Below are 24,830 nucleotides of genomic sequence, written 5' to 3'. Positions count from 1 at the left end.
TCAACCCGGCCAGCACTGGCTGCCGCCATCGACGCGCAGCACCTGGCCCGAAACGAAGGCGCCGAGCGGCCCGGCAAAGACCTCCACCACCCGCGCCACCTCGTCAACGGTGGCGATGCGGTCGAGCGTACCGCCCTCGGCAAGCCGCGCCTCGTCCACCGCGCGGGTGCCGAGGTAGCGTCCGGTGCGCGTGTCGCCCGGCGCGATGCAGTTCACGGTGATGTCGTAGGGCCTGAGCTGATCGGCGAGGCAGCGCGTATAGTGGGTGACGCCCGCCTTGGCGACCGCATAGACCGCCCCGTTCGTCCGTCCTTTGAAGGCGGCGACCGAGCCAAGCGTGACGATCCGCCCCTGCCGTCGCTCCATCATGCCTTTCGCAACGGTCTGGCAGGTGAGGATGGTGGACAGGAGATTTCGATCGAGCACGGCGGACACGTCCTCGGCCCGGATGCCGACCGCATCGTTCGGGTCCGGCTTGCCGCCCTTCGCCGCGATATCGCCGCCGGCATTGTGGACGAGGATGTCAATGGGCCCAAGCACGGCCTCCGCCTCGTCCACGACCCGCGCAATGTCCCCGGGATTGGTCAGGTCGCCGAGCAGGCGCACGGTCCGGACGCCAAAGGCCGCCGCGACCTCATCCGCCACGGCGGTCAGCGTGGTCCCTTCGCCATATTCCGCAGGACCGTTCTCGCGCATCCCGTGGATCGCGACAGCCGCGCCGAGCCGCGCCAGCCGCTCGGCGAAGGCACGGCCAAGCCCCCTGCCCGCGCCGGTGACGAGCGCGACCTTGCCGGCGAGCGGACGGGCCGATTGTTGATTGTTCATGCAAGGCCTCCCCGGCCGAAGTGGGAACCGGGTTCTCCATGTTTGGCAAGCGCGGGAAAGGATGGCTGCTCATGACGGTTCCGCCGACCGGCGGTCTCGACGGCACGCGCGCCGCGCCCTATCACTTCACAGCAATTCCATTCTGCAGGAAGCCGGTGCCGTGAAACTGTTCTTTTCTCCCGCCTCTCCCTTCGTCCGCAAGGTCATGGTCTGCGCCATCGAGCGGGGCATCGGCGGCCTGATCGAGAAGCTGCCTTCCGCGGCGCACCCGATCAACCAGGACGCGTCGATCAAGGCGCACAATCCCACCGGCAAGGTGCCGACGCTGATCACCGAGGATGGCAAGCCGGTCTATGACAGCCGCGTCATCTGCGAATATCTCGACGCCATCGGCGCCGCGCCGAAACTGTTCCCGGCCGTCGGCAAGGAGCGCTGGCCGGCTCTCGTGCTGCATTCGGCGGCCGACGAACTGCTCGATGCCGCCCTGCTCGCCCGCTACGAGAGTGTTGCCCGTCCCGAGGCGCTGCGCTGGGAGGACTGGCACAAGGGTCAGCTCACCAAGATCAACACCACGGTCGCGAGCTTCTCCGCGACCTGGATCGAGCATCTCGAGAACAAGGTGGACATCGGCACTATCGCGGTCGGCTGCGCGCTCGGCTACCTCGACTTCCGTTTCCCCGATATCGGCTGGCGCAACGGCAATGACCGCCTCGCCGCCTGGTACGCGAAGTTCTCCGAGCGGCCCTCGATGAAGCAGACCGCTCCCACCGCGTGAGGGAGCGCGCCTCAGGCCTGCTGGTAGTTGAGTAGCAGGCCGGAATTCTCCCAGGGGCAGGAGACCAGCCGCCCGGTCGAGGATAGCGTCAGATAAGCTGTCCTCAGTTCCGGTCCGCCAAAGGCGATATTGGTGACCCAGCGCTCGCCGGGAACCGGAATGTGACGCCATTCGCCCGTATCCGGCGCGATCACCGTGATGCCGCCATTGACCAACGTCGCGACGCAGATGTTGCCGTCGGCATCGACCGCCAGCGAGTCGAAGCGGTTGTAGCCGCCGATGCCGGCGACGATCCGCCCGCCATGCGGCGAGGGAAACGGCTGCCGGCTGAACTCTCCGGGCGCGGTCAGGTCGAAGGCCCAGAGCCGCGCCGTTTCCGTCTCCGCGACATAGAGCACCGATCCGTCCGGCGACAGGCCGATGCCGTTCGGCGTCACCATCGGGTGGATCATTTCCTTGATGAAGCTGCCGTCGGCCTTGGCGTAGTACACGCCGCCGCGATCCATGTCGCGCGGCCGCGCCTTGCCGAGATCGGTGAAATAGAAGCCGCCCTGATCGTCGAAGACAATGTCGTTCGGCCCCTTGAACGGGCATGCCTCGCTGGAAGCGTAGAGAACCTCGACCTGCCCGGTCACAAGGTCCAGCCGCTCGATCCGCCCGCCCGAATAATCGTCCGCCTGTCCGATCGGCAGGAGCCCGCGCTCGCTGCCGGGCGGCGTCCACTTGAAGCCGCCATTGTTGCAGATGTAGAGCCGGCCATCCGGCCCGAGCGCGAGGCCGTTCGGCCCGCCGCCCTGGCTTGACAGGTAGGTGACCGAACCGTCCGGCGCGACCTTCGTCACCGTTCCACGGGCGATCTCCACGAGCAGCACCGATCCATCCGCGAGGATCACAGGCCCCTCCGGAAACCGCAGGCCGGAGGCAAGTTCGGTTAGGGCGAGTTCCATGGCGTTTCCCTGCATCGTTCTTTGTCTTGGCGTCGAGGCTAGAATGGCGCGGTGGCGAAGGGAACAGCATGATGCGGCATCGCCCGCGCGGCAGCTTGCACGGCAGGCTTGCGCGGGCGCCGCACGACGGGCTTCATGCCGGCACGAACGGGAGGCGGATGCGTGGCGCTGGAGATCGAACGCAAATTCCTCGTCGCCCATGACGGCTGGCGCCCCGCGACGCGCGTGCGCAATATCGAGCAGGGCTATCTGTCGGCGAGCGGTCCTGTTTCGATCCGCGTCCGGCTTCAGGACGGCCGCGGCACCCTGACCGTCAAGGGCGAGCGGGGTGGGCTGGCGCGCGACGAGTTCGAATATGCGATACCGGCCGACGAGGCCGCCGGCATGCTGCGCCTCGCCAGCCTGCCGCCCATCGTCAAGAAGCGCCACGAACTGACGGTCGCCGGCAAGCTCTGGCAGATCGACGTTTTCGAGGGCCGCCTCGCCGGCCTCATCCTCGCGGAGATCGAGCTCGCCGACGAGCACGAGGATTTCATGCGGCCTGACTGGCTCGGCCGCGAGGTGACGCATGACCTGCGCTACCGCAACTCCGCGCTGGCCGAGGGGGGCGAGGAGGTTCTGCGCGAACTGTTTCCGGGCCGCGCCGTATCCGTCTAGGCGCGATCAGGCCGCGCACGGCCTCCGTGCGCCGGCGCTTGTGGCTCGCCGCCCGCTGGCCGTGCTAGAGACGACTGGTAACCTGCCCGAGGCTTTTCCCGCATCAGCGATCCCGAAAGAAGGTTCGGATGTCCAACGTCATCACCTGCATCGAAGACCTGCGCGTCCTCGCGGAGCGCCGCGTGCCCCGCATGTTCTACGACTACGCCGATTCCGGCTCCTGGACGGAAAGCACCTACCGGGCCAACACCACCGATTTCGCGAAGATCAAGTTCCGCCAGCGCGTGGCGGTGAACATGGACAACCGCACGCTGGCGACGACCATGATCGGCCAGCCGGTCTCCATGCCCATGGCGATCGCACCCACCGGCATGACCGGCATGCAGCATGCCGACGGCGAAATCCTCGCGGCGCGCGCCGCGGCCAAGGCGGGCATTCCCTTCACGCTCTCGACCATGAGCATCTGCTCGCTGGAGGATGTCGCCGAGCACGCCGGAAGCTCCTTCTGGTTCCAGCTCTACGTGATGCGCGACCGCGAATTCACCGGCAACCTGATCGATCGCGCCAAGAAGGTCGGTTGCTCAGCCCTCGTCCTCACCCTCGACCTGCAGATCCTCGGCCAGCGCCACAAGGACCTGAAGAACGGCTTGTCGGCGCCGCCCAAGCCGACGCTCGCCAACCTCATCAACCTCGCCACCAAGCTGCGCTGGTGCAAGGCGATGCTCGGCACCAAGCGCCGCACCTTCGGCAACATTGTCGGCCACGCCAAGGGCGTCGACGACATGTCCTCGCTGTCCTCGTGGACAGCCGACCAGTTCGATGCCTCGCTGAGCTGGGACGACGTCGCCTGGATCAAGGACCGCTGGGGCGGCAAGCTGATCCTGAAGGGCATCATCGACCCGGTGGACGCGGAGCTTGCCGTCAAGTCTGGCGCCGACGCGCTGATCGTCTCCAACCATGGCGGCCGCCAGCTGGACGGCGCGCTGACCGCGATCGAGGCCCTGCCGCCCATCGTCGAGGCGGTCGGTAGCCGTATCGAGGTCCACATGGACAGTGGCATCCGTTCAGGTCAGGACGTACTGAAGGCCATCGCGCTGGGGGCCAAGGGCACCTATATCGGCCGCGCCTTCCTCTATGGTCTCGGCGCCATGGGCGAGGAGGGTGTCACCGCCGCCATCGAGATCATCCGCAAGGAGCTCGACCTGACCATGGCGTTCTGCGGCCTGCGCGACATCAAGCTGGTCGACGGCAAGATCCTCGCGCGGTGACGCGGCAGCGGCACGTCATCGGCTGCCCCATGCCAGGGTGAGGCGCGCCACCCGCGTCCACCTTGTGCCGTCGAAGGTGCATGTCTCGACCGAGACGCCCTCCCCGCAGACGCCCAGCCGGTTCCAGCTATTGGCCTCGCCACGCAGCCGGTCGGAACAGGCAGTACCCGCATGGACGATCAGCACGTCGCCCGGCCGCGCGGTCATATGGCCGCGCGCCTCGCGCTCGCCGCCCTCGGCGTTCCACAGGCTCGCATGGCTGCGATGACGGTGACCGAGCAGCATGATGCTGCGCGGTTGGCGGGCGAGAACGGCAAGCATCGCCTCGCCACGCGTTACGAGGTCATAGTCGCGGTCGGTATCATTGCCCCAGACGACCGGATGATGGGCGACCACGACCAGCGAGCGCCGGGCCGCCCCGGTCCGGTCTATGGCAGCGATCTGGGCGGGGCTGAACTGCCCCCGCGACCAGTTGAGATAGGGTCCGAAAGGCCGGGCCGAATTGACTCCGCGGATCACCACATTGTCGTCCGACCATTCCGGCTCCAGCCCTTCCGCGACGAAGCGCCGCCAGCGCTCGTAGGGCCGCGTGAAGCGCTCGATCAGCCGATGGCCGACGATGTCGTGGTTGCCGGGCACGATGAGACAGGGTTGCCGCAGCCGGTCGAGAAAGGCCCGCCCGTCCACGAACTCGCGATGCGTGGCGTTCTGGGTGAGGTCGCCGCTGATCGCGATGACATCGGGCGGCTCCATCGTCAGCACGTGCAGCAGCGCCTCCCGGACCACTGGTTTCTGCGCGCCGAAATGGAGGTCGGACAGGTGAGCGATCACCGTCATGCGAAATCACGCCGCCACGGCGACGGCCGGCAACGGGGCGACCACCGTCAACGCGCCCGGCTTCACTTCCAGTCTGAGCGGCGTGGCAAGACGGCGGATCTCGCCGTCGTTGAGCACGGTGATGAACCGCCTCTTCGCATCGAGCGTCAGTTCGGCGCATTCATGATAGGCGATATCGGGATGATGGCGGGCCCGGCCGGCCAGGATCGCCGCTGCCATGCGGAACAGCGTGAAATAGCCGCTCTCGCGCGCCGCATAGACGGCGAGCAGGCCGCCATCGAGCCGCTCGCGCAAGGGCACGCGCGAGACGATCTCCGCCAGGGGATTGACCGAGACGATGACGCCGCGCGTCTCCTCCTGCCAGGTCGCCGATCCCGCACGTATCGACAGTTTCGCCGGCCTGAGCGTCGTCGCCTTGAAGCCCGTCATCACGAACGAGCCGAGCGTCGCCCACAGCCGCCCCCGCGCCTCCTCCCGGTAGCGCTGGAGCTTGGCGAGCGGGCCCGTGACCGCGGTGCAGAGGAAGGCGCGCCCGTTGACCACGCCCACATCGATGGCGCGCAGCGCGCCGGCCGCAAGGGCGCTGACGGCCGCGGCCGGATCGAGCGGAATGCCGAGATCGCGCGCCAGTTGATTGACCGTCCCCCCAGGGATGATGGCGAGCGCCGTCTTCGTGCCGAGGAAGGCCTCCGCCGCCGCTAGGATCGTACCGTCGCCGCCAATGACGAAGAGCAGGTCGGGTTCCTCTCGCCGGCAGGCGGCAATCGCCTCCTCCATATGTCCCGCCGCGGCCATGAAAACGCGCGGATAGATGGCGCGGTGCGACAGCGCTTCCGTCAGGAGTTCGATCACCGGCAGGGACCGCCTCGTCAGGCCTGAGCGCGCATTGACGAGAATGGCCGCGGAACATTCGCGTTTCACGCCGAAAACGTGACCGACGCGGTCCATCGCATGCTGGTCCAAGATTGACCTCTCCTCGGCCGGGGCGCTGGTGACGCCATGTCCTCAAACCGAGCGGGAGGCCGGTCGGTTCCCGCTATTCCGCCGGGGCAGCTCTGGCATCCTGCCGGTCTGCCGGGAAGGCCAGCGCCGCAAGGCCGATGATGAGGCAGAGCAGCCCCAGCACCTGGAAGGTCAGCGCGAAACCGCCCGTGCGGTGCAGCCAGGCGACCAGGCCGACCGCCGCCGCGCCAACGCCGAAGGTGATCGTGTAACGGGCGGCGAAGGCCCGGGCCCGCCACTCGTCGCTGGTATATTTGCCGGTCATGGCGTCGTTGATCGTGACCTGGCTGTACATGGTGACGACAACGCCGGTCGCCGCCACCAGCATCGCCCATTCGCTGGCGACCGAAGCGATGAACAGGAATGGCGCGATGGCGAAACCGATAGGAATGATCAGGCTGCGCAGCGGGTGCCGGTCGATCAGGTTGCCGACGACATATTGCGAGATCGCGCCGCAAACATAGACAAGGAAGCCGATGGTCCCGATCACTGCCGGAGCGGACCCGAACACCGTCACCCGCTCCTCGATCAGCTTCGGCAGGGCGACCGTCACGGCATTGAAGGTCAGGCCCAGGGCGAAGGCGACCACCAGCAGGATCGAGAAGACGCGCATCATGTCAGCCTTGCCGATCCGCGCCTGATTGGACGCCTTGGAGCCGAGCCGCTTCTCGTCCTTCACCTGCGCCAGAAAGGCGAAGCCGATGGCGACGCTGACCAGCCCCGGCACGAAAAACGCCGCCCGCCAGCCGAACAACTGCATCAGGCCACCGGTGACCAGCGCCGAGAAGGCGACGCCGAGATTGCCCCAGACGCCGTTGATGCCGATCTCGCGGCCGAGCCTCTCGGCATGGGACACCAGCATGGCCGTGCCCACGGGATGATAGATCGCACCGAAGGCGCCGATTGCGGTGAGGCCGATGGCCAGTTCCGTCGGGTTGCGGGCAAAGCCGGTCGCGGCCACGGCCAGCCCCCCGCCGATGAAGAAGATCGCGATCATGTTGCGCCGGCTCCAGGCGTCGCCAAGCCAGCCGGCGGGCAGCGACAGCGCGCCGAAAGCGATGAACCCGCCCACCGACAGCGGCAGCAATTCCCCGAAGGGCACGCCGAACTCGGTCGCCATCGTCAGCACTGCCGTTGCGAAGATCAGCATGAACAGGTGATCCAGCGCGTGAGCGATGTTGATGTAGGCGATGACGGTCGAAGCGCGGTTCATGACGGGGCCCGTAGCGGAATCGGGCAGCCACGATAGAATGGCGCATGAGCGACGTAGCGCCAATTGTCATCGACAAAACGCCAGCAGCCGAGTTCCGCGACGGCGTGGGAGTTCTGGCTACCACCTATCCGCGCGGCACCCATCTGCCGTTGCACCGCCACGACACCGCGCAGTTGCTCTTCGCCGCATCCGGCACGATGCAGGTCGCGACACCAACCGGCCGCTGGCTGGTGCCGCAGCATCGCGCGGTATGGCTGCCACCGCGCTTTCCTCACGCTGTCGACATGCTCACCGATGTCGCCATGCGCTCCACCTACATGGAGCCGGATGCCCTGCGGCGCGGCTGGATCGCGCCGCCGCCAGAGGCAGACCGCGTCGTCGGCGTATCGCCGCTGCTGCGCGCCTTGATCCTCGCGCTGTTCGATCCGTCCATTTCATCGAGCCGCAGGCGCGCGCTCGTCGAACTCCTGCTCGACGAGGTCACGGCGAGCCCGCCAGCTCCGACTTTCGTGCCCATGCCGCGCAGCGCCGCCATGACGAGGGTTGCGGAGGTCGCCATCGCCGACATTGCCAGCCGGCGCGATCTGGCGGATCTGGCCAGCGAGGCGGGCACATCGGTGCGCACGGTCTCGCGCCTATTCCCGATGGAGACCTCGCTGACCTTCAAGGCCTGGCGCCAGCGCGTGCGCGTCATGGCCGCGCTGGAGCGGCTCGGCGCCGGCGCCACCGTCAAGGACGTGGCTGCGCGGCTCGGCTTCTCGTCCTCCGCCGCCTTCGCGGTGGCTTTCCGCTCGGTGATGGGCCACGCGCCCGGCAGCGTCCACCGCGCCGAAGACGGGCGTTCGAGCTGACCCGGCGAAAATCGCGCCCTGCCCTTGCCCGCCGGGTCGCCGCCATGCTGCAACAACGGCGCGGGGGCGGGGACGTGGCATGCAGCGGATTTGGATGGCAACGCCCTGGCAGGCATTCCTGCGCGGCATTCCCGCGCTCACCGGGCTGGCGGCTGCCGGACTGGCGGCTGCCCACCTCGATCTCGTCCTGATCTGGATGGTTCCGGCCTGCCTGATCGGGCTGGCGCTCGGGGCCTCGGTCGCCGGGGGCACAGGCACGGCATCACTCGCCAGCGCGCTCCTCTTCGCAGGTTTCGGCATGACCATCGGCCTCGTGCCGACGGCATCGCTCACGGCATCGCAGGTGGTCGGCCCCGTGATCGCCTCGGTGATTCCCGCTCATCCCTCGGCGCTCGGCTACAGGCTGGCGGGCGCGCGGATCATGACCGAGTTCGCGGCGGCGCGCGCCTTTCGCGGCACCCGGAACTATGGCGCGCCGGTGACCTGGCATGCGGCTCCGCTGGTCGATCCCGGCTGGGCGCACGGCGATCCGGTGCCCGTCTGGATCATCGCACAGGAGAATGCCGGCAGCGATCCTGCCTCGCCCGCCGCTCCGCGCCACTGGGGCACACCGCCAGAGACCGTGCTGCGCGTAGGCGCGCCCTCATCCGGTCGCGGCCCGGATGTCGCGGCGCTGGCGGCGGAGCGGCATGGCCTGCGCAGCGCATCCGGTGCGATCTACGTCACTGGTTCAGCCGACCCGGAAAGAGACCGCAGGACCGATATGCGCCTGGTGCTGGCCTTGCTCGGCCTCGCCATCGCAGCCCATGGCGCGATCGTCTCGCGCTTCTGGAAGCGCCTGCGCCGCCGCAAGGCCGGCTAATGAAAAAGGCCGCCTTGTGGGCGGCCTTTTCGATTTTGTTGAGGGCAGTAGGCCTCAGCGGCGTCCGCCACGGGCGGCAGCGCGGGCGCGGGCCTCGGCATAGGCCGCGATCTCGCGGTAAATCTGCTTCGGCCGCGCCTTGGCGCGGGCCTCTTCCTCCTCGAGCCGCTTCAGCTCGGCCTCTTCGGCGGCAATCCGCTCGGCTTCCTTGCGAACTGCTTCCTCGGCGGCGAGGCGCTCCTGCTCAGCCTTGCGGATCGCTTCCTTGGCGGCTTCGCGCTCGGCGCGGGCCTCGGCGATGGCGCGGCGCTCGGCCTGGCGCTTCAGAAATTCCGGATCATCCGCTCCCGGACGCGAACGGAACTTTTCCAGCAGGGCCTGCTTCGCCTTCTGCGAAGCCTCGAGACGGTCAGATAAGCCATTCTGGGACGTGAAAGACAAAGGCGACTGGTCCTTGGTTCTGTCTATCGGAAAGGTGGTTGTTACAACGTCGGCTTACGCGGGTCTGTTCCGGCTCGCGCCGAAAGCCTCGTGGCGACGGGTTTCGCGTACAGAAACCGTCACCGTACGTCAACGTCAAAGCACATGTGGGTGACATTCGGTTGACGCGCAACTGCCATTCGGCAGCGGAGCATCTCAGGCGCTGCGCCCGACAACCCGGATCAGATCGGCCCGAACCGACTCGATATGCCGCGCCAGGAAGCGACAGGCGCGGTCGACCTCACCCGCGCGGCAGAGCCGGATCAACTCGGCGTGTTCCTGCTCGGCGATCCCCATGGCCGAGGTGCCCGAGAGCTGGACGCGCGTATAGCGATCGCTGGTCTGCAGCAGCGCCGCGACGATGACGCGCGTGCGCGGCTGTGAGGCCCGCTCATAGAGCGCCATGTGGAACTCGGCGTTGAGCAGTCCCCACTGACCGACGTCGCGCCGTGCGATCGCCGCCTCGAACTTCGACTGGATGTCGTCAAGCCGCCCAAAATCCTCCGGGGTGAAGCGCGGCGCCGACTGGGCCAGCATGCGCGGTTCCAGCAGACAGCGCAGGTCGAACACGTCGTTGATCTCGTCCAGCGACAGTTCCGAGACGATGGCGCCCTTATGCGGAGCGATTCGGACGAGCCCCTCGGCCTCGAGTTGGAACAGCGCCTCGCGCACCGGGATACGGCTGACGCCGTAGGTATCGGCCAGCGCGTCCTGCCGCAGTTGCGCGCCCGCCGGGTGCGTGCCGTCGAGGATGGATTGCCGCAGTCGGTCGACGATAGCCGCGGACAGGGTTCGATGCTTCAGCGTTGCGGTCATTCTGGCCTGGTTCCCGCCTCGCCGCCTGCCTGAATGGCACGCCTGCGACTCGGCGCTGTCTGCATCATGACCCGCCTGCGACATTTACACGAATAGTCCGTGAAAATGTCGCAGGCGGGCATTGACTCTTAAATTGTATAAAATCTACATTTGAAAAAATCCAGAGCGACAGCACTCAACGAGGTGCGCCCGATGATCGACCAAACGATCACGACAGGTCCGACGATCGCGCCATGGCGGGCGATCATGAAGGCATCAGAGGCCCTGCTCGCGGCCGAGCGTCTGGCCATAACCGGCCTGATGTTCCTGCTCACCGCGCTCATCCTCGTGAACGTCGCGACCCGCTACACCGGCATGCCGATCTACTGGATCGACGAGTCCGCAGTTTATTCCGTGGTCTGGCTGACCTTCGTCGGTGCATCCGCCATGACGCGGCTGAGGCTCGACTTCGCGGTATCGATGCTGACGGAGCGGCTGCCGGAACGCGGCCAGTGGATCGCCAAGATCGCCGCCACCGGGCTTGTCGTCGTCTTCGGCGTCTCGCTGACCGCCATGTGCTGGCTGTGGATGGATCCGGTCGGCATCGCTCGGGCCGGCTTCGACGCGCGGGAATTCGCCGGCCAGACCTTCAACTTCCTCTATACGGAGCGCACCCAGACGCTGAACTGGCCGACCTGGGTGCTCTATCTCATCCTGCCGATCTTCGCCGTGTCGATGACGATCCACGGCCTCGCCAACCTGATCGAGGATATCGGCTTCGTCCCGCGCGCCCGGCTCAAGGGGTTCGTCCTCTCCGACGTCGACGGGGTGAACTGATGATCACCTCCGCCGCCTTCATGGTCATCATGCTGGTCGGCGTGCCGATCGGCCTGTGCCTCTGCCTCGCCGGCATCGTCTACATCATGGCCTCGGGCAATCCTCTGCTGTTCCAGAGCTACCCGCTCCAGCTCTTCGGCGGCGTCGACAGCTACGGCCTCATCGCCATTCCGCTGTTCATCCTGATCGGCGAGATCATGAACGGCGGCGGCATCACCCGGCGCATCGTCGACCTCGCCATGGCCTTCATCGGCTCGGTGCGCGGCGGCCTCGCCTACGTGAACATCCTCGCCAACATGTTCGTCTCCTCCATCCTCGGTTCGGCCACCGCCCAGGTCGCGATCATGGCGCAGATCATGGTCCCGGAAATGGAGAAGCAGGGCTACGACAAGACCTTCGCCGCCGGCCTCACCGCCTATGGCGGCATGCTCGGTCCGATCATCCCGCCCTCCGTCATGTTCGTGGTCTATTCGGTGCTGGCGCAGGTCTCGGTCTCGGACATGCTGATCGCCGGCATCCTGCCGGGCATCCTGCTCACCGGCCTGTTCTTCATCACCATCGCGGCCATGGGCTTCGTCTACAACTACCCGCGCGCCGAGAAGCGGACCCTGCGCCAGCGCACGGCCACGGTGCTGTCGGCGCTGCCAACCCTCGCCATCCCCGTCGTTATCGTCGGCTCGATCCTCGGCGGCCTCGCCAACGCCACCGAGGCGGCGGCCGTGGGCGCGGTCGCGGCGGCCCTAGTCGGGCGCTACTGGACGCAGGAATTCTCCTTCTCCCGCCTGCCCGAGATGATGCTGCGGGCCGGCGTCTACTCGGCCATCGTGCTGTTCCTGGTCGCCGCCGCCGCGGTGTTCTCGTGGGTTCTGATCTACGGGAAAGTGCCGCAGGAGACCGCCGCCTGGATCCAGGGCGTGGCGAAAGACCCGGTCTCCTTCATGCTGCTGGTCAACGTCATCCTGCTGGTCATCGGCACGGTGATCGACGGCATTCCCGGCCTGATCATGACGGTGCCGATCCTGCTGCCCATCGCCACCGAGATCTATGGCATCGATCCCCGCCATTTCGGCGTGGTCGTGGTGATCAACCTCGTGCTCGGCCTGCTCTCGCCGCCAGTCGGCCTCTGCTTCTTCGTCGCCGCCGCCGTCACCGGCGCCAAGCCCGGCAAGATGTTCCTCGTCACCATGCCGTTCTTCGGCGTGTCCTGCATCCTCCTCGTCCTGCTCTCGCTTTATCCGTTCCTGTCCCTCGCCCTGATCAAGTGAATGCCGACCCTCCAACCCGAAGGAGCATGTCCATGACCCTGTCCCGTCGCCATCTCATCGCCGCCGGCGCGACGCTGCCGCTCGCCGCTCCCTCTCTTGCGCTGGCGCAGGCCAAGGAGTTCCGCCTCGGCATCCTCACACCCAACGGCCATCCCTGGAACAAGGCCGCGCTGAAGGTCGGCGAGGATCTGAAGGCCGCCACCAACGGCCGCCTGACGCTGACGGTTTTCCATTCGGGCCAGCTCGGCAACGAAGCCGCCATGCTGCAGCAGATGCAGTCCGGCGCGCTCGACATGGGTTGGATCATGGCAGCCGAGCTCGGCTCGCGCGTGCCGACCATCGCCGCGATCACGGCCCCCTACATCGTCGATTCTACCCCGAAAATCGCCAAGCTCGTGCGCCATCCGGTGGCCGCCAAACTGTTCGAGGTGCTGCCGCGCGAGACCGGCACGATCGGCCTCGCCTGGGGCATCACCGGCATGCGCGCCGTCTTCGCCGCCCGCGACATCTCGAAGGTCGCCGACATCCGCGGCATGAAGCTGCGCATCAACCCGACCCCGGTCTATCGCGATTTCTATCAGGCCCTCGGCGCGGCCCCGACGCCGATCCCGACGCCGGCTGTGTTCGACGCCATGACCAACGGCCAGGTCGACGGTCTCGAGGCCGACCTCGAATTCTCGTGGAACCAGCGCTTCGACAAGGTGTCGAAGTCGATCCTGCAGATGAACGCCGTCTTCATGCCGGTGATCGCCCTCGTCTCGGGCCGCGTCTGGCAGACCGTCTCTGCCGCCGACCGCGAGCTGATCACGAAGACTGTCAAGGCCGCGCTCGACACCCAGATCGACGAACTCGCCGGTAACGAGCCGAAACTGGTCGAGCAGTTCAAGGCCACCGGTATTCCGTTCCGCAACGCCGACCCGAAGGAAGCCGAAGCCGTCGTCGCCGAGTTCGACAAGGTCTGGCTGCCGAAGGCCCCGATCCTCGCCGACCTGCGCAAGGCCGGCGCGACGCTCTGACCTACCTTCACATCTGAACATCCTGATGGGCCGGCACGCGCCGGCCCCGCCCGCCACTTCGGAGAATCCTCAATGGCACCCCGCATTTCCTGGGAAGGCGTCTTCCCGGCCGTGACCACGCAGTTCCGCGAGGACCTGTCCCTCGACATCGACGCCACCGCCAAAGTCATGGACGGCCTGATCCGCGACGGCGTTTCCGGCCTGATCATCTGCGGTTCGGTCGGCGAGAACACCTCGCTGGAACGCTCGGAGAAGATCCAGATCATGGAGGCCGCGAAGTCGGTCGCCGCCGGCCGCGTACCGGTGCTCTGCGGCATCGCCGAATTCACCACGGCCTTCGCGGTCGAGACGGCGAAGGAGGCCGCCCGTGTCGGCCTCGACGGCATCATGGTCATGCCGGCGCTCGTCTATTCGTCCAAGCCGCACGAAACCGCGCAGCATTTCCGCTCGGTCGCGAACGCCACCGACCTGCCGGTGATGCTGTACAACAACCCGCCGATCTACAAGAACGACGTGACCCCCGACATCCTCGTGTCGCTGGCCGATGTCGACACCGTCGTCTGCTTCAAGGACTCATCCGGCGACACCCGTCGCTTCATCGACACCCGCAATATGGTCGGCGACCGTTTCGTGCTGTTCGCCGGCCTCGACGACGTCATCGTCGAGAGCGTCGCCATGGGCGCCGTTGGCTGGGTCTCCGGCATGTCCAACGCCTTTCCGCGCGAGGGCGAGACGCTGTTCCGTCTCGCCAAGGCTGGCCGCTACGCCGAGGCCATGCCGCTCTACGAATGGTTCATGCCGCTGCTGCATCTCGATGCCCGCCCGGACCTCGTCCAGTGCATCAAGCTGTGCGAGCACATCATGGGCCGCGGCACCTGGCGGACCCGTCCGCCGCGCCTCGAACTGCTGCCGCACGAAAAGGCCGAGGTCGAGGCCATGATGGCGAAGGCGCTGAAGGTTCGCCCCAAGCTCCCCGAGGTGGGGCTGAAAGCCGCAGCCTGATCGGCGATCTCCTCGCCCGCGGGCCGTCGATGGCTCGCGGGCGGGTTCCCTATGGAAATGCCGTTACGGCAGCCATTTTGCGCGATTCTCTCGCCGTTAGGCATCGATCGCGCGCCGTTTCACCGATTCACCATCCGTTATTTGTCACTGTGCCACGTCTGCCTCCGAACCAACGGAGACGCGTGAATGCCGCCGGCCGAGGCCGTATACTCACCCCCGACATGGCGGTTGACGCGCTGGCTCGCGGGGGCACCAGCCGGCACGCCCGACGTGATCCGCCATCGCCTGATCGCCGAGATGTTCGGCAGCCTTCCGGTCTTCTTCGGCGGCCTGCTGGCAACCCTGATTTCTCCGGTCGTCGTCGCCTTCTACGACCCGCGCCCTGCCTTCCTCATCTGGCTCGGAATCGAACTGCTGGTCGGCGTCTCGCGTCTCGCGGTTCTGGTTCATTCCATGCGGGCCGCGCCGCGGGGCGAGCCAACCTTCACCAACCTCAACATCATGCTCGCACTCGCCTGGGGCGGCAGTCTCGGCTTCGGCGTGTTCTTCGCCATGACCTCCGGCGACTGGATCGTCGCGACGCTGGTTGCCGTCCCGACCGTCGCCATGGTCGGCGGCATGTGCTTCCGCAATTTCGCCGCTCCCCGCATCGCCACCGCCATGATGATGCTGTCGCTGCTGCCGACCAGCGCGGGCGCCATCCTGTCCGGGGAACCGGTCATGACGCTGATCGCCGTGCTGGTGCCGATGTATCTCCTCAGCATGACCATGGCGGCCTTCAAGCTGAACCGGATGCTGGTCTCCACCATGCTCGCCGAGCACGAGAACCGTCATCGCGCCTCGCACGACGAACTGACCGGCCTCGGCAACCGCGGCCGCCTCGTCACCGGCATGCAGGCACTGCTCGGGCGGCGGCGGCAGACAGGCTTTGCCGTGTTCTACCTCGACCTCGACGGATTCAAGCAGGTCAACGACACGCGCGGCCATGCCGCCGGCGACCGCATCCTGCAGCAGGTTGCCGAGGTCATCGACCGGTCGGTGCGGTCTGGCGACGTCACGGCGCGCATTGGCGGTGACGAATTCGTCGTGCTGGCGGACAGCCTGACGACCGAGGAGGCACTGGCCTTCGGACGCCGGCTTTCGACGCGCATTTCCGGGCTCTACGACCTGGACGGCGGCGCCTGCCGCATCGGGGTGAGCATCGGCATCGCCTGCGCGCCGCAGCACGGCGCCGACATCCCCTCGCTGCTCGCCGCCGCCGACGAGGCGCTCTATGCGGCCAAGGCCGAGGGCCGTTCGGCGGTGCGCATGGCCTCGATGCAGGACGCCGGAGAAGCTGCGCCACTGGTGCCGTCGGATGGCGTCTCCCCTCTCGGCAGCCCCGTCACCGGAGCGACGGCCTGACAGGATGGTTGCGCCGCGTTCCGGCGCGCCCCATACCGACGGGGCCTCGCGCGTCGGATATGATCCCCATGCCCCGATTCACCTTTTCCTGCATTGACGGCCACACCTGCGGCAATCCCGTCCGCGTGGTCATCGGCGGTTCGATCCCGCAGCTTGCCGGCGCCACCATGTTCGAGCGGCGGCAGGATTTCCTTGCGCGCCACGACTGGATCCGCACCAGCTTGATGTTCGAGCCGCGCGGCCACGACATGATGTCAGGCTCGATCCTCTATCCGCCAACCCGCCCCGACTGCGATGTCGGCATCCTGTTCATCGAGACGTCCGGCTGCCTGCCCATGTGCGGGCACGGCACCATCGGCACGGTCACGACCATCATCGAGCATGGCCTCGTCGCGCCGCGCACGCCCGGCATCCTGATGCTCGATACGCCGGCCGGCCTCGTCGAGGCGCGCTACGTCCAGAACGGTCCCTATGTCGAAAGCGTGCGCCTTACCAACGTGCCATCGTTCCTGTTCGGGCGCGGCTACGAGGTGGCGATCGAGGGCCTGGGAACATTGACCGTGGATGTCGCCTACGGCGGCAATTTCTACGCGATCGTGGAGCCGCAGCCGGGCTATGCCGACCTCGACGACCTGCAGCCTTCGGAGGTGATCCGCTTCTCCGGCCTGCTGCGCAGCGCCTTCAATGCCCGCCACCAGATCGTACATCCGGAGAACCCGGCGCTGGATCGTCTGACCCATCTCCTCTGGACCGGCGCGCCACGCCACGGCGGCTCGGCGCGCAACGCGGTCTTTTATGGCGACAAGGCCATCGACCGCTCGCCCTGCGGCACGGGCACCTCGGCCCGCATGGCGCAACTCGCCGCCACCGGCCGGCTGGCCGAGGGCGAGGCCTTCATCCATGAATCCATCATCGGCTCGCAGTTTACTGGCCGGATCGAGGGCCGCGCGACGGTCGGCGGTCTCGATGCGATCATTCCGTCCATCGAGGGCTGGGCGCGGGTGACCGGCCTCAACACGATCTATGTCGATGACCGCGACCCTTACTGGCGGGGCTTTCAGGTCGCGGATCGCTAGATCCGCCGGCCTCGCGCCGCTCAGTTCGGCGTGAGGACCTGATAGGACGTGGCGTAGGGCTCGATGCGCAGGACGCCGGCGGCGAAGACACCGACCTTCGCGACAGGCGCCATCACCAGCACCCCGCCGTCGCCGCGGCGGACGGAGTACTGCCAGACCGTCATCTGACCATCGGTCGCGACCTTCTTGGAGATCGCCTCGGCCGGCGAGCCGCCGCCAAGTGCTTCGAGCTCAGCCGTCAGCAGGCCGATAAAGATCTCGTCGCGCGGACCGACGACCTTGAACAGGGTGACCGGCGGCAGCGGTGTCAGGGCCCTGGCGCTGGCGGAGAACAGCGTCGCTGCGGCGAGAGCGCCGAAAAGAACGCTGCGACGGCGGGCGGTGGTCATGGTTCGGATCCTTGTCGTCGGTCGCGCCGCCATCGGCGCCGCAGGCTTGTGTTTGCTTGCCGCTGATATGACGCCCGCCTGTTTCAGCCGGTCGGTTCCGGGCGCGGCCCGCATTTCTGCGTGGCAATCGGTGTGAAGCATCGCGCTTCCGATCGCCGCTTCCCGCCATGCCGTCATCCAGCATGCTTCCGCCCGGTAGCGCCCGCGATCGCCAGGGACACCAAACGTTGCAAACCCTGATCCGGCGGGATTGCTCCACAACCCATCCCGAGCGTTCCCCGTCCGCCGCTTGACAGAGTACATCGTCGGCGCTCTATGTAATGTTGTAACATTACAAATTCGAGCATCGACGCCATGCGCATCCGGCCCCTCGCCATCTGGTCCTCCGCAAGTCTTGCGGCACTGGCGCTCGCGCCCGCCGCACGCGGCCAGACGGAACTGCCGGAGATCGTCATCGAGGCACGTCGAGTGTCGCCGCCAGCTCCGCTCGCGGGTCTCTCCGAAGGCCAGCTCCGCGTCATCGACCGCGCCTTCGTGCCTGTCACCGTCGTCGGCGAGGGCGAGATCCAGCGCAATGGCGGCCGCACGCTCGGCGACCAGCTTTTCACATTGCCCGGCATGACCGGTTCCGGCTTCGCGCCGAACGCCGCGAGCCGGCCCATCATCCGCGGCCTCGACAATGCGCGCGTGCGCGTTCAGGAGAACGGCGTCGGCGCACAGGATGTCTCGGACCTCTCCGAGGACCATGCCGTGCCGATCGATCCGCTCGCCGCCGAGCGCATCGAGGTCATCCGTGGTCCGGCCGCGCTGCGCTTCGGCTCGCAGGCCATCGGCGGCGTCGTCAACGTCACCAACGAGCGCATCCCGACCCGCCTCGGCCCCGACGGCATCGTCTCCGGCATGGTGCGCGGTGGTGTCTCGTCCGGCGATCGTGGCCTCGACGGCGCGGCGCAGATGCGCGGTTCCTCCGGCAACTGGGCGTGGTCGGCCGACGTCTTCGGCCGCAATGCCGGCGACTACGCGATCCCCCGCGGCCGGCAGGCGAACTCCTTCGCCAATTCGTTCGGCGGCTCGTTCGGCGCCTCCTATTTCTTCGATCAGGGCTATATCGGCGCGGCCATATCTCAATTCCGCTCGCTCTACGGCATTCCTGGCACGGAAGCCGCCGCGCATGGTGTCCGGATCGACATGATCCAGACCCGCCTGCAATCGAAAGGAGAAATCCGCTTCGACGGGTCCGTCGTCGACAATGTCCGCTTCTGGCTCGGCGGCTCGCTCTATCGCCACGACGAGCAGCACCTGCATGGCGGCCTGTTCGAGAATGCCGCGCGCTTCCGCAACCAGGAGGTGGAGGCGCGTGTCGAGACGGCCTTCCGGCCACTGACGACATCCATCGGCACCTGGAACTCGGTCTTCGGGGTCCAGCTCGGCGGGCAGAATCTTGGCACCTCCGGCGAGGCAGGCGGGCTGATTGCGCCGGCGGCGACGCGCAGCGCCGCCGCCTTCCTGTTCAACGAGCTGGCCCTGTCTCCGGCGACGCGCCTTCAGGGTTCGGTGCGCGTCGAACAGGTTCGCGTCGGCGGCACGGGTTCCACTTTCCCCGGCGATTTCGACGGCGGCTCGGGCGCGCCGGTCGAGTTCGCGGCGACCCGCAGCTTCACGCCCTTCAGCGCCAGCCTCGGCATCCTGCAGAACCTGCCGCTCGGCTTCGTGGGCAGCGTCACCGGCTCCTACGTGCAGCGCGCGCCGCGCGCGCAGGAACTGTTCTCGAGAGGTCCGCACGAGGCGTCCGGCACTTTCGAGATCGGCAATCCGAACCTCGCGAAGGAATCGGCGCAAACCATCGAGGTCGGCCTGCGCCGCGCGCAGGGTCCGTTCCGGCTCGACGCCACCGCCTACTACACGCGGTTCTCGGGCTTCATCTACAAGCGCCTGACCGGCCTCACCTGCGACGACGATTTCGCCAGCTGCGGCACGGGCGGCGGCACCGAATTGCGCCAGCTCGTCTTCGCCCAGCAGGACGCCACCTTCTACGGGGCGGAACTGCGCGGCCAGTACGATATCGGCGAGTTCGCCGGCGGCACGTTCGGCGTCGAGGGCCAGTATGATTTCGTGCGCGCCCGCTTCGCCGACGGCTCGAACGTGCCGCGCATCCCGCCGCACCGGCTGGGCGGCGGCCTCTACTGGCGCGACGCCAACTGGTTCGCCCGCGTGACGCTGCTCCATGCTTTCGGCCAGAACGAGACCGCGCCGGAGGAAACACGCACGCCGGGCTACAACCTGCTCAACGCCGAGCTCAGCTACCGCATGGCGATGCGGCCGGGCTCCGGTGCCAAGGACGTGACCTTCGGGCTCGTCGGCAGCAACCTGCTCGACGAGAACATCCGCAACGCCGTCTCGTTCAAGAAGGACGAGGTCCTGATGCCCGGCCGGAGCGTCAGGTTCTTCACGACGGTGCGGTTCTAGGGGAGGGGCGCCGGCCCGCGCTCTGTGCCGTGCACCGCACGTCGCTGATGCGAGGCCAAACTCCCTCTCACACCCCCAGATAGGCCCCCCGCACCTTCGGATCGTCGAGCAGTGCCCGCCCTTCCCCGCTATGCGTGATCGTGCCCGTCTCGATCACATAGCCCCGGTCGGCGATGGCGAGCGCCTGCATGGCGTTCTGCTCGACCAGCAGCACCGTGATGCCTCGCGTCTTCAGGCCCGCGATGGCCTCGAAGATCTGCTCCACCAGAATGGGCGCAAGGCCCATGGACGGCTCGTCGAGAAGGATCAGTTCGGGCTTCGCCATCAACGCGCGGCCGAGCGCCAGCATCTGCTGCTGGCCGCCGGACAGGCCGCCGGCCTGAAGGTCGCGTTTCTCCTTCAGCACCGGGAACTGGCGATAGATGTCCTCGATATCGGCGACGACACCCTCGTCCTTCCGCGACCAGGCGCCGAGCCTCAGATTGTCAGCCACCGAGAGCGGCGCGAAGATCTGCCGGCCCTCCGGCACCTGCGCGATGCCGAGCGCCACGCGCCTGTGCGCATCGATCCGGCTGATCGCTTCGCCCTTGAAGCGGATCGCGCCCGCCGTCACCGGCTGCACGCCCGATATCGCGCGCATCAGCGTCGTCTTGCCGGCGCCATTGCCGCCGACGAGCGTCACGATCTCGCCGCGCCGCACCTCGAGCGACACGCCGTGCAGCGCCTCGATGCGCCCGTAGGATGAGCGCAGGTTCTCCACCGCCAGCAACACGTCAGACACCGGCCGCCTCCCGCGCACCATGGCTGCCGAGATAGGCGCGGATCACGTCCGGATGCGCCCGCACCTCGGCTGGCGTCCCTTCCGCCAGCGGCTTGCCGTGATCGAGAACGAGGATGCGGCTCGAGATCTTCATGACCAGCTTCATGTCGTGCTCGACCAGCACCACGGCGACACCGGATTGCGCGATCTGCTGGATGACCTGGTCGAGCTCCTCGGTCTCGACGGGATTGCAGCCGGCAGCCGGTTCGTCGAGGAGCAGGACTCGCGGCTCCGTGGCCAGCGCCCGCGCAATCTCCAGCCGCTTCAGCGCGCCATAGGGCAGCGATCCCGCCGGTATGTCGGCCTGCTCACGCAGCCCCACGACATCCAGCAGTTCCAGCGCCTTCGCCCGCGTCGCGCGGTTCTGCCGCGCCACCGAAGGCAGGGCCAGCAGATGGGCGAGCACTCCCCGCGCCTCGTGGCGGTGCCGGCCCACCATGACATTCTCGGCAGCCGTCATGCGGAAGAAGATCTGCAGGTTCTGGAAGCTGCGCGAGAGCCCGCGCGCCGCGAGGGCATGCGGCTCCATGCCGGCGACGTCCTCTCCGCCGAGCCTGACGGCACCCGCCTTCGGCAGATAAACGCCCGAGACCATGTTGAACAGCGTCGTCTTGCCGGCGCCATTCGGCCCGATAATGGCGAGAATCCGCCCCGCCTCGGCGCGAAACGAGACGCCGTCCACGGCCTTCACGCCGCCGAAGGAAATGCCGAGGTTCTCCGCCTCCAGAATCACGCTCATCCACGCCTCCTGACGAGGGCGACGAGGCTCGGCACGATGCCGGCACGCAGGAAGATCATGAACAGCATGATGAAGGCGCCGACCATGATGTGCTTGTAGTCGGAGAGGAAGGTCAGCGTCTGCGGCAGGACCACGATGACCAGCGTGCCGATAACCGAGCCGACAACCGAGCCCATGCCGCCGATCACCACCATCGTCACCAGTTCGACGGAGCGGAGGAACCCCGCGGTATCCGGCGTGATATGGCCGTCGAAGAAGGCGAGCAGGCTGCCCGCGATCGATGCATAGACCGCCGAGATGACGAAGGCGGCGAGCTTGTAGCGGGCGACATCGACACCGACGACACGCGCCGCGACCTCGGAATCGTGGATCGCGCGCAGCGCCCTCCCCGTCGGGCTGTCGACGAGGTTCAGCGCCAGCCAGGCGGCGATCAGCATCGCCCCGCCGCCGATCCAGTACCAGGTGTCCGACCCGCGCACCGGCCAGTCGAACAGGACGAGCCGCGGCACGCGCATGCCGTCCGGCCCGCCGGTCAGCCATTGCTCGTTGGTCAGCACCATGGAAATGAGGATGCCGAAGCCGAGCGTGGCGACCGCGAGATAATGGCCGCGCAGGCGCAGGATCGGCCGCCCGGCGACCCAGGCGATGAGCGCGGACAGCGCCGCGCCGATCACCATGGCGACAATGCCGTGAACTCCGTATCGCGACGGCAGCAGCGCGACAGCGTAGGCGCCGATGCCGAGGAACCCGGCGTGGCCGAGGCTGACCTGCCCGGCAAAACCCATCAGGAGATTGAGCCCGATGGTCGCGATGGCGAGGATCCAGACGATGGCGCCGACCCGGTAGTAGAAACCGGAGGGAAAAAAGAGAGGCGGCACGGCCACGAGCAGGGCCAGAACGAGCAGCACGGCCAGCTTGCCCGATGCCAGCCGCGCCAGCAGTCCGGTGGCGGACAGTGCCGCGATGTCGGGGGAATGGCCCGTCATGTCAGACCCGCTCGATGCGTGTGCGGCCGAACAGCCCGTTGGGCATGGCGAAGAGCACGGCAAGAATGACGATGAAGGCCATGGCGTCCTTGTATTGCGAGGAGATGTAGCCGGCGCCGAAGGCTTCCAGCAGCCCGACGACGAGGCCGCCGACCACCGCCCCGACCGGGTGGCCCATGCCGCCGAGCATGGCCGCGGCAAACCCCTTCAGCGCCAGCAGCGTGCCGACATCGAAGCTCGTCAGCGTGATCGGCGTCACCAGAACGCCGGCGACCGCGCCGATGGCCGCGGAAACGGCGAAGGAAAAGCCGACGACAAAGCCGGTATCGATCCCCGAAAGCTTCGCCGCCACGCGGTTGGCGGCGGTGGCGAGCACCGCCTTGCCGAACAGCGTGCGCTCGAAGAAGGCCCAGAGCAGCACCACGACGACCAGCGCGCCCGCCAGCACCACGAGGCTCTGCGGCAGCACGGACGCACCCGCGACCGTCAGCGGCCGGTCGCCGAACCAGTGCGGCAGGGAATGAAAGCGCTTGTCGAAGACGATGGACGCGACGCCGCGCAGAAAGATCGAGGCGCCGATCGTGATGATGATCAAGGTGACGGCCGAGGCGCCGCGCGCGGGGTCGATGGCGAGCTTGTAGAGACCGAGCCCGACCACCGTCGTCGCCGCAACCGCGATGAGCGCGGCGAGCGGCACCGGCACGCCGGCCAGCGACAGGAACACCGTCGCCATGCCGCCCAGCATGACGAACTCGCCCTGCGCGAAATTGATGACGTCCGAGGCGTTGTAGATCAGCGTGAAGCCAAGCGCGACCAGCGCATAGACCGCGCCGACGGTCAGCCCCGAAAAGGCGAACTGGAGGAACTCAGCCATCGATCAGTCTTGGGGCTTCGACATCAGGGGAATTGCGTCCTTCGAGGCTTGCCTCGCTTGCACCTCGGGATGAGCAAGGTGGCGTTTGGCATTGAGCACGGCGGATTTCTGGCCGCCGTGCATCGTCCACCGGAATGCAGTTCGCGGCCCACCTCGCCCTGAGGTGCGAGCCTGACAGGGCGGGCCTCGAAGGACGCACTCGCCCCGTGCAGGCGCTCAGATCCACCGTAGCCGACAGCCGATCCTTGGCGACTGCCGGCTACCCAAACCCGACTGCCCGCCTCAGCTTCCGCCTTCCGGGACGATGGTCCAGTCGCGGTTGCGGATTTCCAGCATCCGGAACGCCGTGAGGTCGAGACCCATATGGTCGGTGGCGCTCATGTTGACGACGCCCGCCGTGCCCATGAAGCCGCGCGTCGCCTCGATGGCGTCGCGGATCTTGCGGGGGTCGGCGCCAGCCTTCTTGATCGCCTCGACGAGGATCATCAGGCCGTCATAGGCATGGCCGCCGAAGGTCGAAACCGGCTGTCCGGTCTTCTGCTCGAAGGTACGGGCATAGTTGACGACGACCGACTTCTGCGGATCGCTGTCGGGCAGCATGCTGGCGACCAGCAGCGCGGAAGCGGGCAGCCTCACGCCGTTCGCCGCATCGCCCGCGAGGTCGATGAACTGCTTGGAGGCGACGCCGTGGCTCTGGTAGAGCGGATGCGGCACCTGAAGCTGCGCATAGTTGCGCGTCACAATGGCCGGCCCCTGCCCGAACCCGGCATTGACCACCGCCTGCACGCCCTGCCGGTTGCGGATGTTGGTGAGCTGCGGCGTCATGTCGGAATCGCGCGGGCCGTAGCGCTCGGTGTGGGCGATGGTCACGCCGTAGCGCGGCGCGACCGCCACGCACTGGTCGTGCATGGAGGCGCCGAAGCCGTCCGTGCCCGAGATCATCGCGATATTGGTCAGCCGCCGGCGCTGCAGATCCTGGAAGATCTTCTCGCAGGCCATGCGGTCCGTGTGCGGCGTCTTGAACGTGTAGGCGCGCACGGGATCGATGATCTGGATGGCGCCGCCGAGCGAGATGAACGGGATGCGGGCTTCCTCGAACAGCGGGATCATCGCCATGGTCGTGCCCGTGGTCGAGCCGCCGACCATCGCGACGATCTTGTCGTCCTCGATCAGACGCGTCGCGAAGGTGCGCGCCTGATTGGCGTCGCCGCCATCGTCATAAATGATCAGCTGGAGGCGCTGGCCGTTGATCCCACCGGCCGCATTGATCTGCTCGACATAGATTTCGAGGGTCTTCTTCGAGGGGTCGCCAAGGAACGAGGCGGGGCCGGTGACCGAGAGCACCGCGCCGATCTTGATTTGCGCCTGTACGGCCGAAGCGCCAAAGGCCATCAGCGCCGCAGCGGCCGCGCCGGCAAATACACGTCGGGTCCAACCCGCCATG

At 67.3% G+C, this 24,830-nt stretch carries 25 protein-coding genes; 12 read left to right on the top strand and 13 right to left on the bottom strand.

The genetic code is table 11. The annotated features are described in order from the left end of the window. Nucleotides 1–825 carry an SDR family NAD(P)-dependent oxidoreductase gene (locus JNK84_RS00860; RefSeq protein WP_293419337.1) on the bottom strand — a complete coding sequence of 275 codons (825 nt, stop codon included), beginning with the start codon at nt 823–825 and terminating at the stop codon, nt 1–3. A 160-nt stretch (nt 826–985) separates the two neighbouring features. Here JNK84_RS00860 and JNK84_RS00855 point away from each other — a divergent pair, with 160 nt between their 5' ends. After that, nucleotides 986–1,600 carry a glutathione S-transferase gene (locus JNK84_RS00855; protein ID WP_293419334.1) on the top strand — a complete coding sequence of 205 codons (615 nt, stop codon included), beginning with the start codon at nt 986–988 and terminating at the stop codon, nt 1,598–1,600. An 11-nt stretch (nt 1,601–1,611) separates the two neighbouring features. On the opposite strand, the gene JNK84_RS00850 is transcribed toward JNK84_RS00855, so the two are convergent. Next, on the bottom strand, nt 1,612–2,547 hold the full coding sequence (locus JNK84_RS00850; RefSeq protein ID WP_293419331.1) for an SMP-30/gluconolactonase/LRE family protein: 936 nt from the start codon (nt 2,545–2,547) through the stop codon (nt 1,612–1,614). A 162-nt stretch (nt 2,548–2,709) separates the two neighbouring features. Here JNK84_RS00850 and JNK84_RS00845 point away from each other — a divergent pair, with 162 nt between their 5' ends. Further along, nucleotides 2,710–3,204 (top strand): CYTH domain-containing protein, encoded by a 495-nt coding sequence (locus JNK84_RS00845; RefSeq protein ID WP_293419328.1) that lies wholly within the window; start codon nt 2,710–2,712, stop codon nt 3,202–3,204. A gap of 128 nt (nt 3,205–3,332) precedes the next feature. Further along, nucleotides 3,333–4,472 carry an alpha-hydroxy acid oxidase gene (locus JNK84_RS00840; protein ID WP_293419325.1) on the top strand — a complete coding sequence of 380 codons (1,140 nt, stop codon included), beginning with the start codon at nt 3,333–3,335 and terminating at the stop codon, nt 4,470–4,472. Between the two features lie 15 nt (nt 4,473–4,487). Here JNK84_RS00840 and JNK84_RS00835 read toward each other — a convergent pair whose 3' ends face one another. The 3 genes from JNK84_RS00835 to JNK84_RS00825 form a co-directional block, all read right to left on the bottom strand. Next, nucleotides 4,488–5,309 carry a metallophosphoesterase family protein gene (locus tag JNK84_RS00835; protein WP_293419322.1) on the bottom strand — a complete coding sequence of 274 codons (822 nt, stop codon included), beginning with the start codon at nt 5,307–5,309 and terminating at the stop codon, nt 4,488–4,490. 6 nt (nt 5,310–5,315) lie between these two features. Beyond that, nucleotides 5,316–6,272, bottom strand: coding sequence for a diacylglycerol/lipid kinase family protein (locus JNK84_RS00830; RefSeq protein WP_293419319.1), 957 nt, complete (start codon nt 6,270–6,272; stop codon nt 5,316–5,318). A gap of 73 nt (nt 6,273–6,345) precedes the next feature. After that, nucleotides 6,346–7,524, bottom strand: coding sequence for an MFS transporter (locus JNK84_RS00825; protein ID WP_293419316.1), 1,179 nt, complete (start codon nt 7,522–7,524; stop codon nt 6,346–6,348). A gap of 44 nt (nt 7,525–7,568) precedes the next feature. Between JNK84_RS00825 and JNK84_RS00820 the strand changes: the two genes are divergently transcribed. Both JNK84_RS00820 and JNK84_RS00815 read left to right on the top strand, forming a co-directional pair. Further along, nucleotides 7,569–8,375, top strand: coding sequence for an AraC family transcriptional regulator (locus JNK84_RS00820; RefSeq protein WP_293419313.1), 807 nt, complete (start codon nt 7,569–7,571; stop codon nt 8,373–8,375). 79 nt (nt 8,376–8,454) lie between these two features. Then, nucleotides 8,455–9,237 carry a hypothetical protein gene (locus JNK84_RS00815; protein ID WP_293419310.1) on the top strand — a complete coding sequence of 261 codons (783 nt, stop codon included), beginning with the start codon at nt 8,455–8,457 and terminating at the stop codon, nt 9,235–9,237. Between the two features lie 54 nt (nt 9,238–9,291). Here the strand turns inward: JNK84_RS00815 and JNK84_RS00810 are convergent, their stop codons facing one another. Together JNK84_RS00810 and JNK84_RS00805 are read right to left on the bottom strand one after the other, a co-directional pair. After that, entirely contained in the window at nt 9,292–9,678 is a 387-nt protein-coding gene (locus JNK84_RS00810; RefSeq protein WP_293419307.1) for a DUF6481 family protein, read from the bottom strand. A gap of 195 nt (nt 9,679–9,873) precedes the next feature. Further along, nucleotides 9,874–10,533, bottom strand: a complete 660-nt coding sequence (locus JNK84_RS00805) for a GntR family transcriptional regulator (RefSeq protein ID WP_293419304.1) — start codon at nt 10,531–10,533, stop codon at nt 9,874–9,876. 192 nt (nt 10,534–10,725) lie between these two features. Here JNK84_RS00805 and JNK84_RS00800 point away from each other — a divergent pair, with 192 nt between their 5' ends. The 6 genes from JNK84_RS00800 (at nt 10,726) to JNK84_RS00775 (ending at nt 17,112) form a co-directional block, all read left to right on the top strand. Further along, nucleotides 10,726–11,349, top strand: coding sequence for a TRAP transporter small permease (locus tag JNK84_RS00800; RefSeq protein WP_293419301.1), 624 nt, complete (start codon nt 10,726–10,728; stop codon nt 11,347–11,349). Then, nucleotides 11,349–12,614: a TRAP transporter large permease gene (locus JNK84_RS00795; RefSeq protein WP_293419298.1), complete on the top strand. Its 1,266-nt coding sequence runs from the start codon at nt 11,349–11,351 to the stop codon at nt 12,612–12,614. The genes JNK84_RS00800 and JNK84_RS00795 overlap by 1 nt, the downstream gene beginning before the upstream one ends. Before the next feature lie 32 nt (nt 12,615–12,646). Further along, nucleotides 12,647–13,630, top strand: a complete 984-nt coding sequence (locus tag JNK84_RS00790) for a TRAP transporter substrate-binding protein (RefSeq protein ID WP_293419295.1) — start codon at nt 12,647–12,649, stop codon at nt 13,628–13,630. A 72-nt stretch (nt 13,631–13,702) separates the two neighbouring features. After that, complete coding sequence (locus tag JNK84_RS00785; RefSeq protein ID WP_293419293.1) at nt 13,703–14,632, top strand: dihydrodipicolinate synthase family protein; 930 nt, start codon at nt 13,703–13,705, stop codon at nt 14,630–14,632. Nucleotides 14,633–14,860: 228 nt separating this feature from the next. Continuing rightward, entirely contained in the window at nt 14,861–16,036 is a 1,176-nt protein-coding gene (locus JNK84_RS00780) for a sensor domain-containing diguanylate cyclase (protein WP_293419289.1), read from the top strand. A gap of 68 nt (nt 16,037–16,104) precedes the next feature. Beyond that, entirely contained in the window at nt 16,105–17,112 is a 1,008-nt protein-coding gene (locus tag JNK84_RS00775) for a 4-hydroxyproline epimerase (RefSeq protein WP_293419286.1), read from the top strand. Nucleotides 17,113–17,132: 20 nt separating this feature from the next. Here the strand turns inward: JNK84_RS00775 and JNK84_RS00770 are convergent, their stop codons facing one another. Then, a complete protein-coding gene (locus tag JNK84_RS00770; RefSeq protein WP_293419282.1) occupies nt 17,133–17,501 on the bottom strand; it encodes a hypothetical protein in 369 nt (122 codons plus the stop codon). Between the two features lie 354 nt (nt 17,502–17,855). Between JNK84_RS00770 and JNK84_RS00765 the strand changes: the two genes are divergently transcribed. After that, nucleotides 17,856–19,967, top strand: a complete 2,112-nt coding sequence (locus JNK84_RS00765) for a TonB-dependent receptor (RefSeq protein ID WP_293419279.1) — start codon at nt 17,856–17,858, stop codon at nt 19,965–19,967. Nucleotides 19,968–20,034: 67 nt separating this feature from the next. Here the strand turns inward: JNK84_RS00765 and JNK84_RS00760 are convergent, their stop codons facing one another. The 5 genes from JNK84_RS00760 to JNK84_RS00740 form a co-directional block, all read right to left on the bottom strand. Then, nucleotides 20,035–20,736: an ABC transporter ATP-binding protein gene (locus JNK84_RS00760; RefSeq protein ID WP_293420335.1), complete on the bottom strand. Its 702-nt coding sequence runs from the start codon at nt 20,734–20,736 to the stop codon at nt 20,035–20,037. 4 nt (nt 20,737–20,740) lie between these two features. Continuing rightward, the gene (locus tag JNK84_RS00755; protein WP_293419276.1) at nt 20,741–21,526 is read right to left on the bottom strand and encodes an ABC transporter ATP-binding protein; all 786 of its coding nucleotides are present in this window, start codon (nt 21,524–21,526) and stop codon (nt 20,741–20,743) included. Then, nucleotides 21,523–22,512 carry a branched-chain amino acid ABC transporter permease gene (locus JNK84_RS00750; protein WP_293419273.1) on the bottom strand — a complete coding sequence of 330 codons (990 nt, stop codon included), beginning with the start codon at nt 22,510–22,512 and terminating at the stop codon, nt 21,523–21,525. Before JNK84_RS00750 ends, JNK84_RS00755 begins: the two co-directional genes overlap by 4 nt. A 1-nt stretch (nt 22,513) precedes the next feature. Further along, entirely contained in the window at nt 22,514–23,386 is an 873-nt protein-coding gene (locus tag JNK84_RS00745) for a branched-chain amino acid ABC transporter permease (RefSeq protein ID WP_293419270.1), read from the bottom strand. Between the two features lie 282 nt (nt 23,387–23,668). Then, a complete protein-coding gene (locus JNK84_RS00740; RefSeq protein ID WP_293419267.1) occupies nt 23,669–24,829 on the bottom strand; it encodes an ABC transporter substrate-binding protein in 1,161 nt (386 codons plus the stop codon). Nucleotide 24,830: the final 1 nt, after the last annotated feature.

The sequence above is a fragment of the Phreatobacter sp. genome, from assembly GCF_016793595.1.
Classification (GTDB): Bacteria; Pseudomonadota; Alphaproteobacteria; order Rhizobiales; family Phreatobacteraceae; genus Phreatobacter.
The sequence above is the reverse complement of the archived record's forward strand: the minus strand, read 5'-3'. Positions and strand labels throughout refer to the sequence as shown.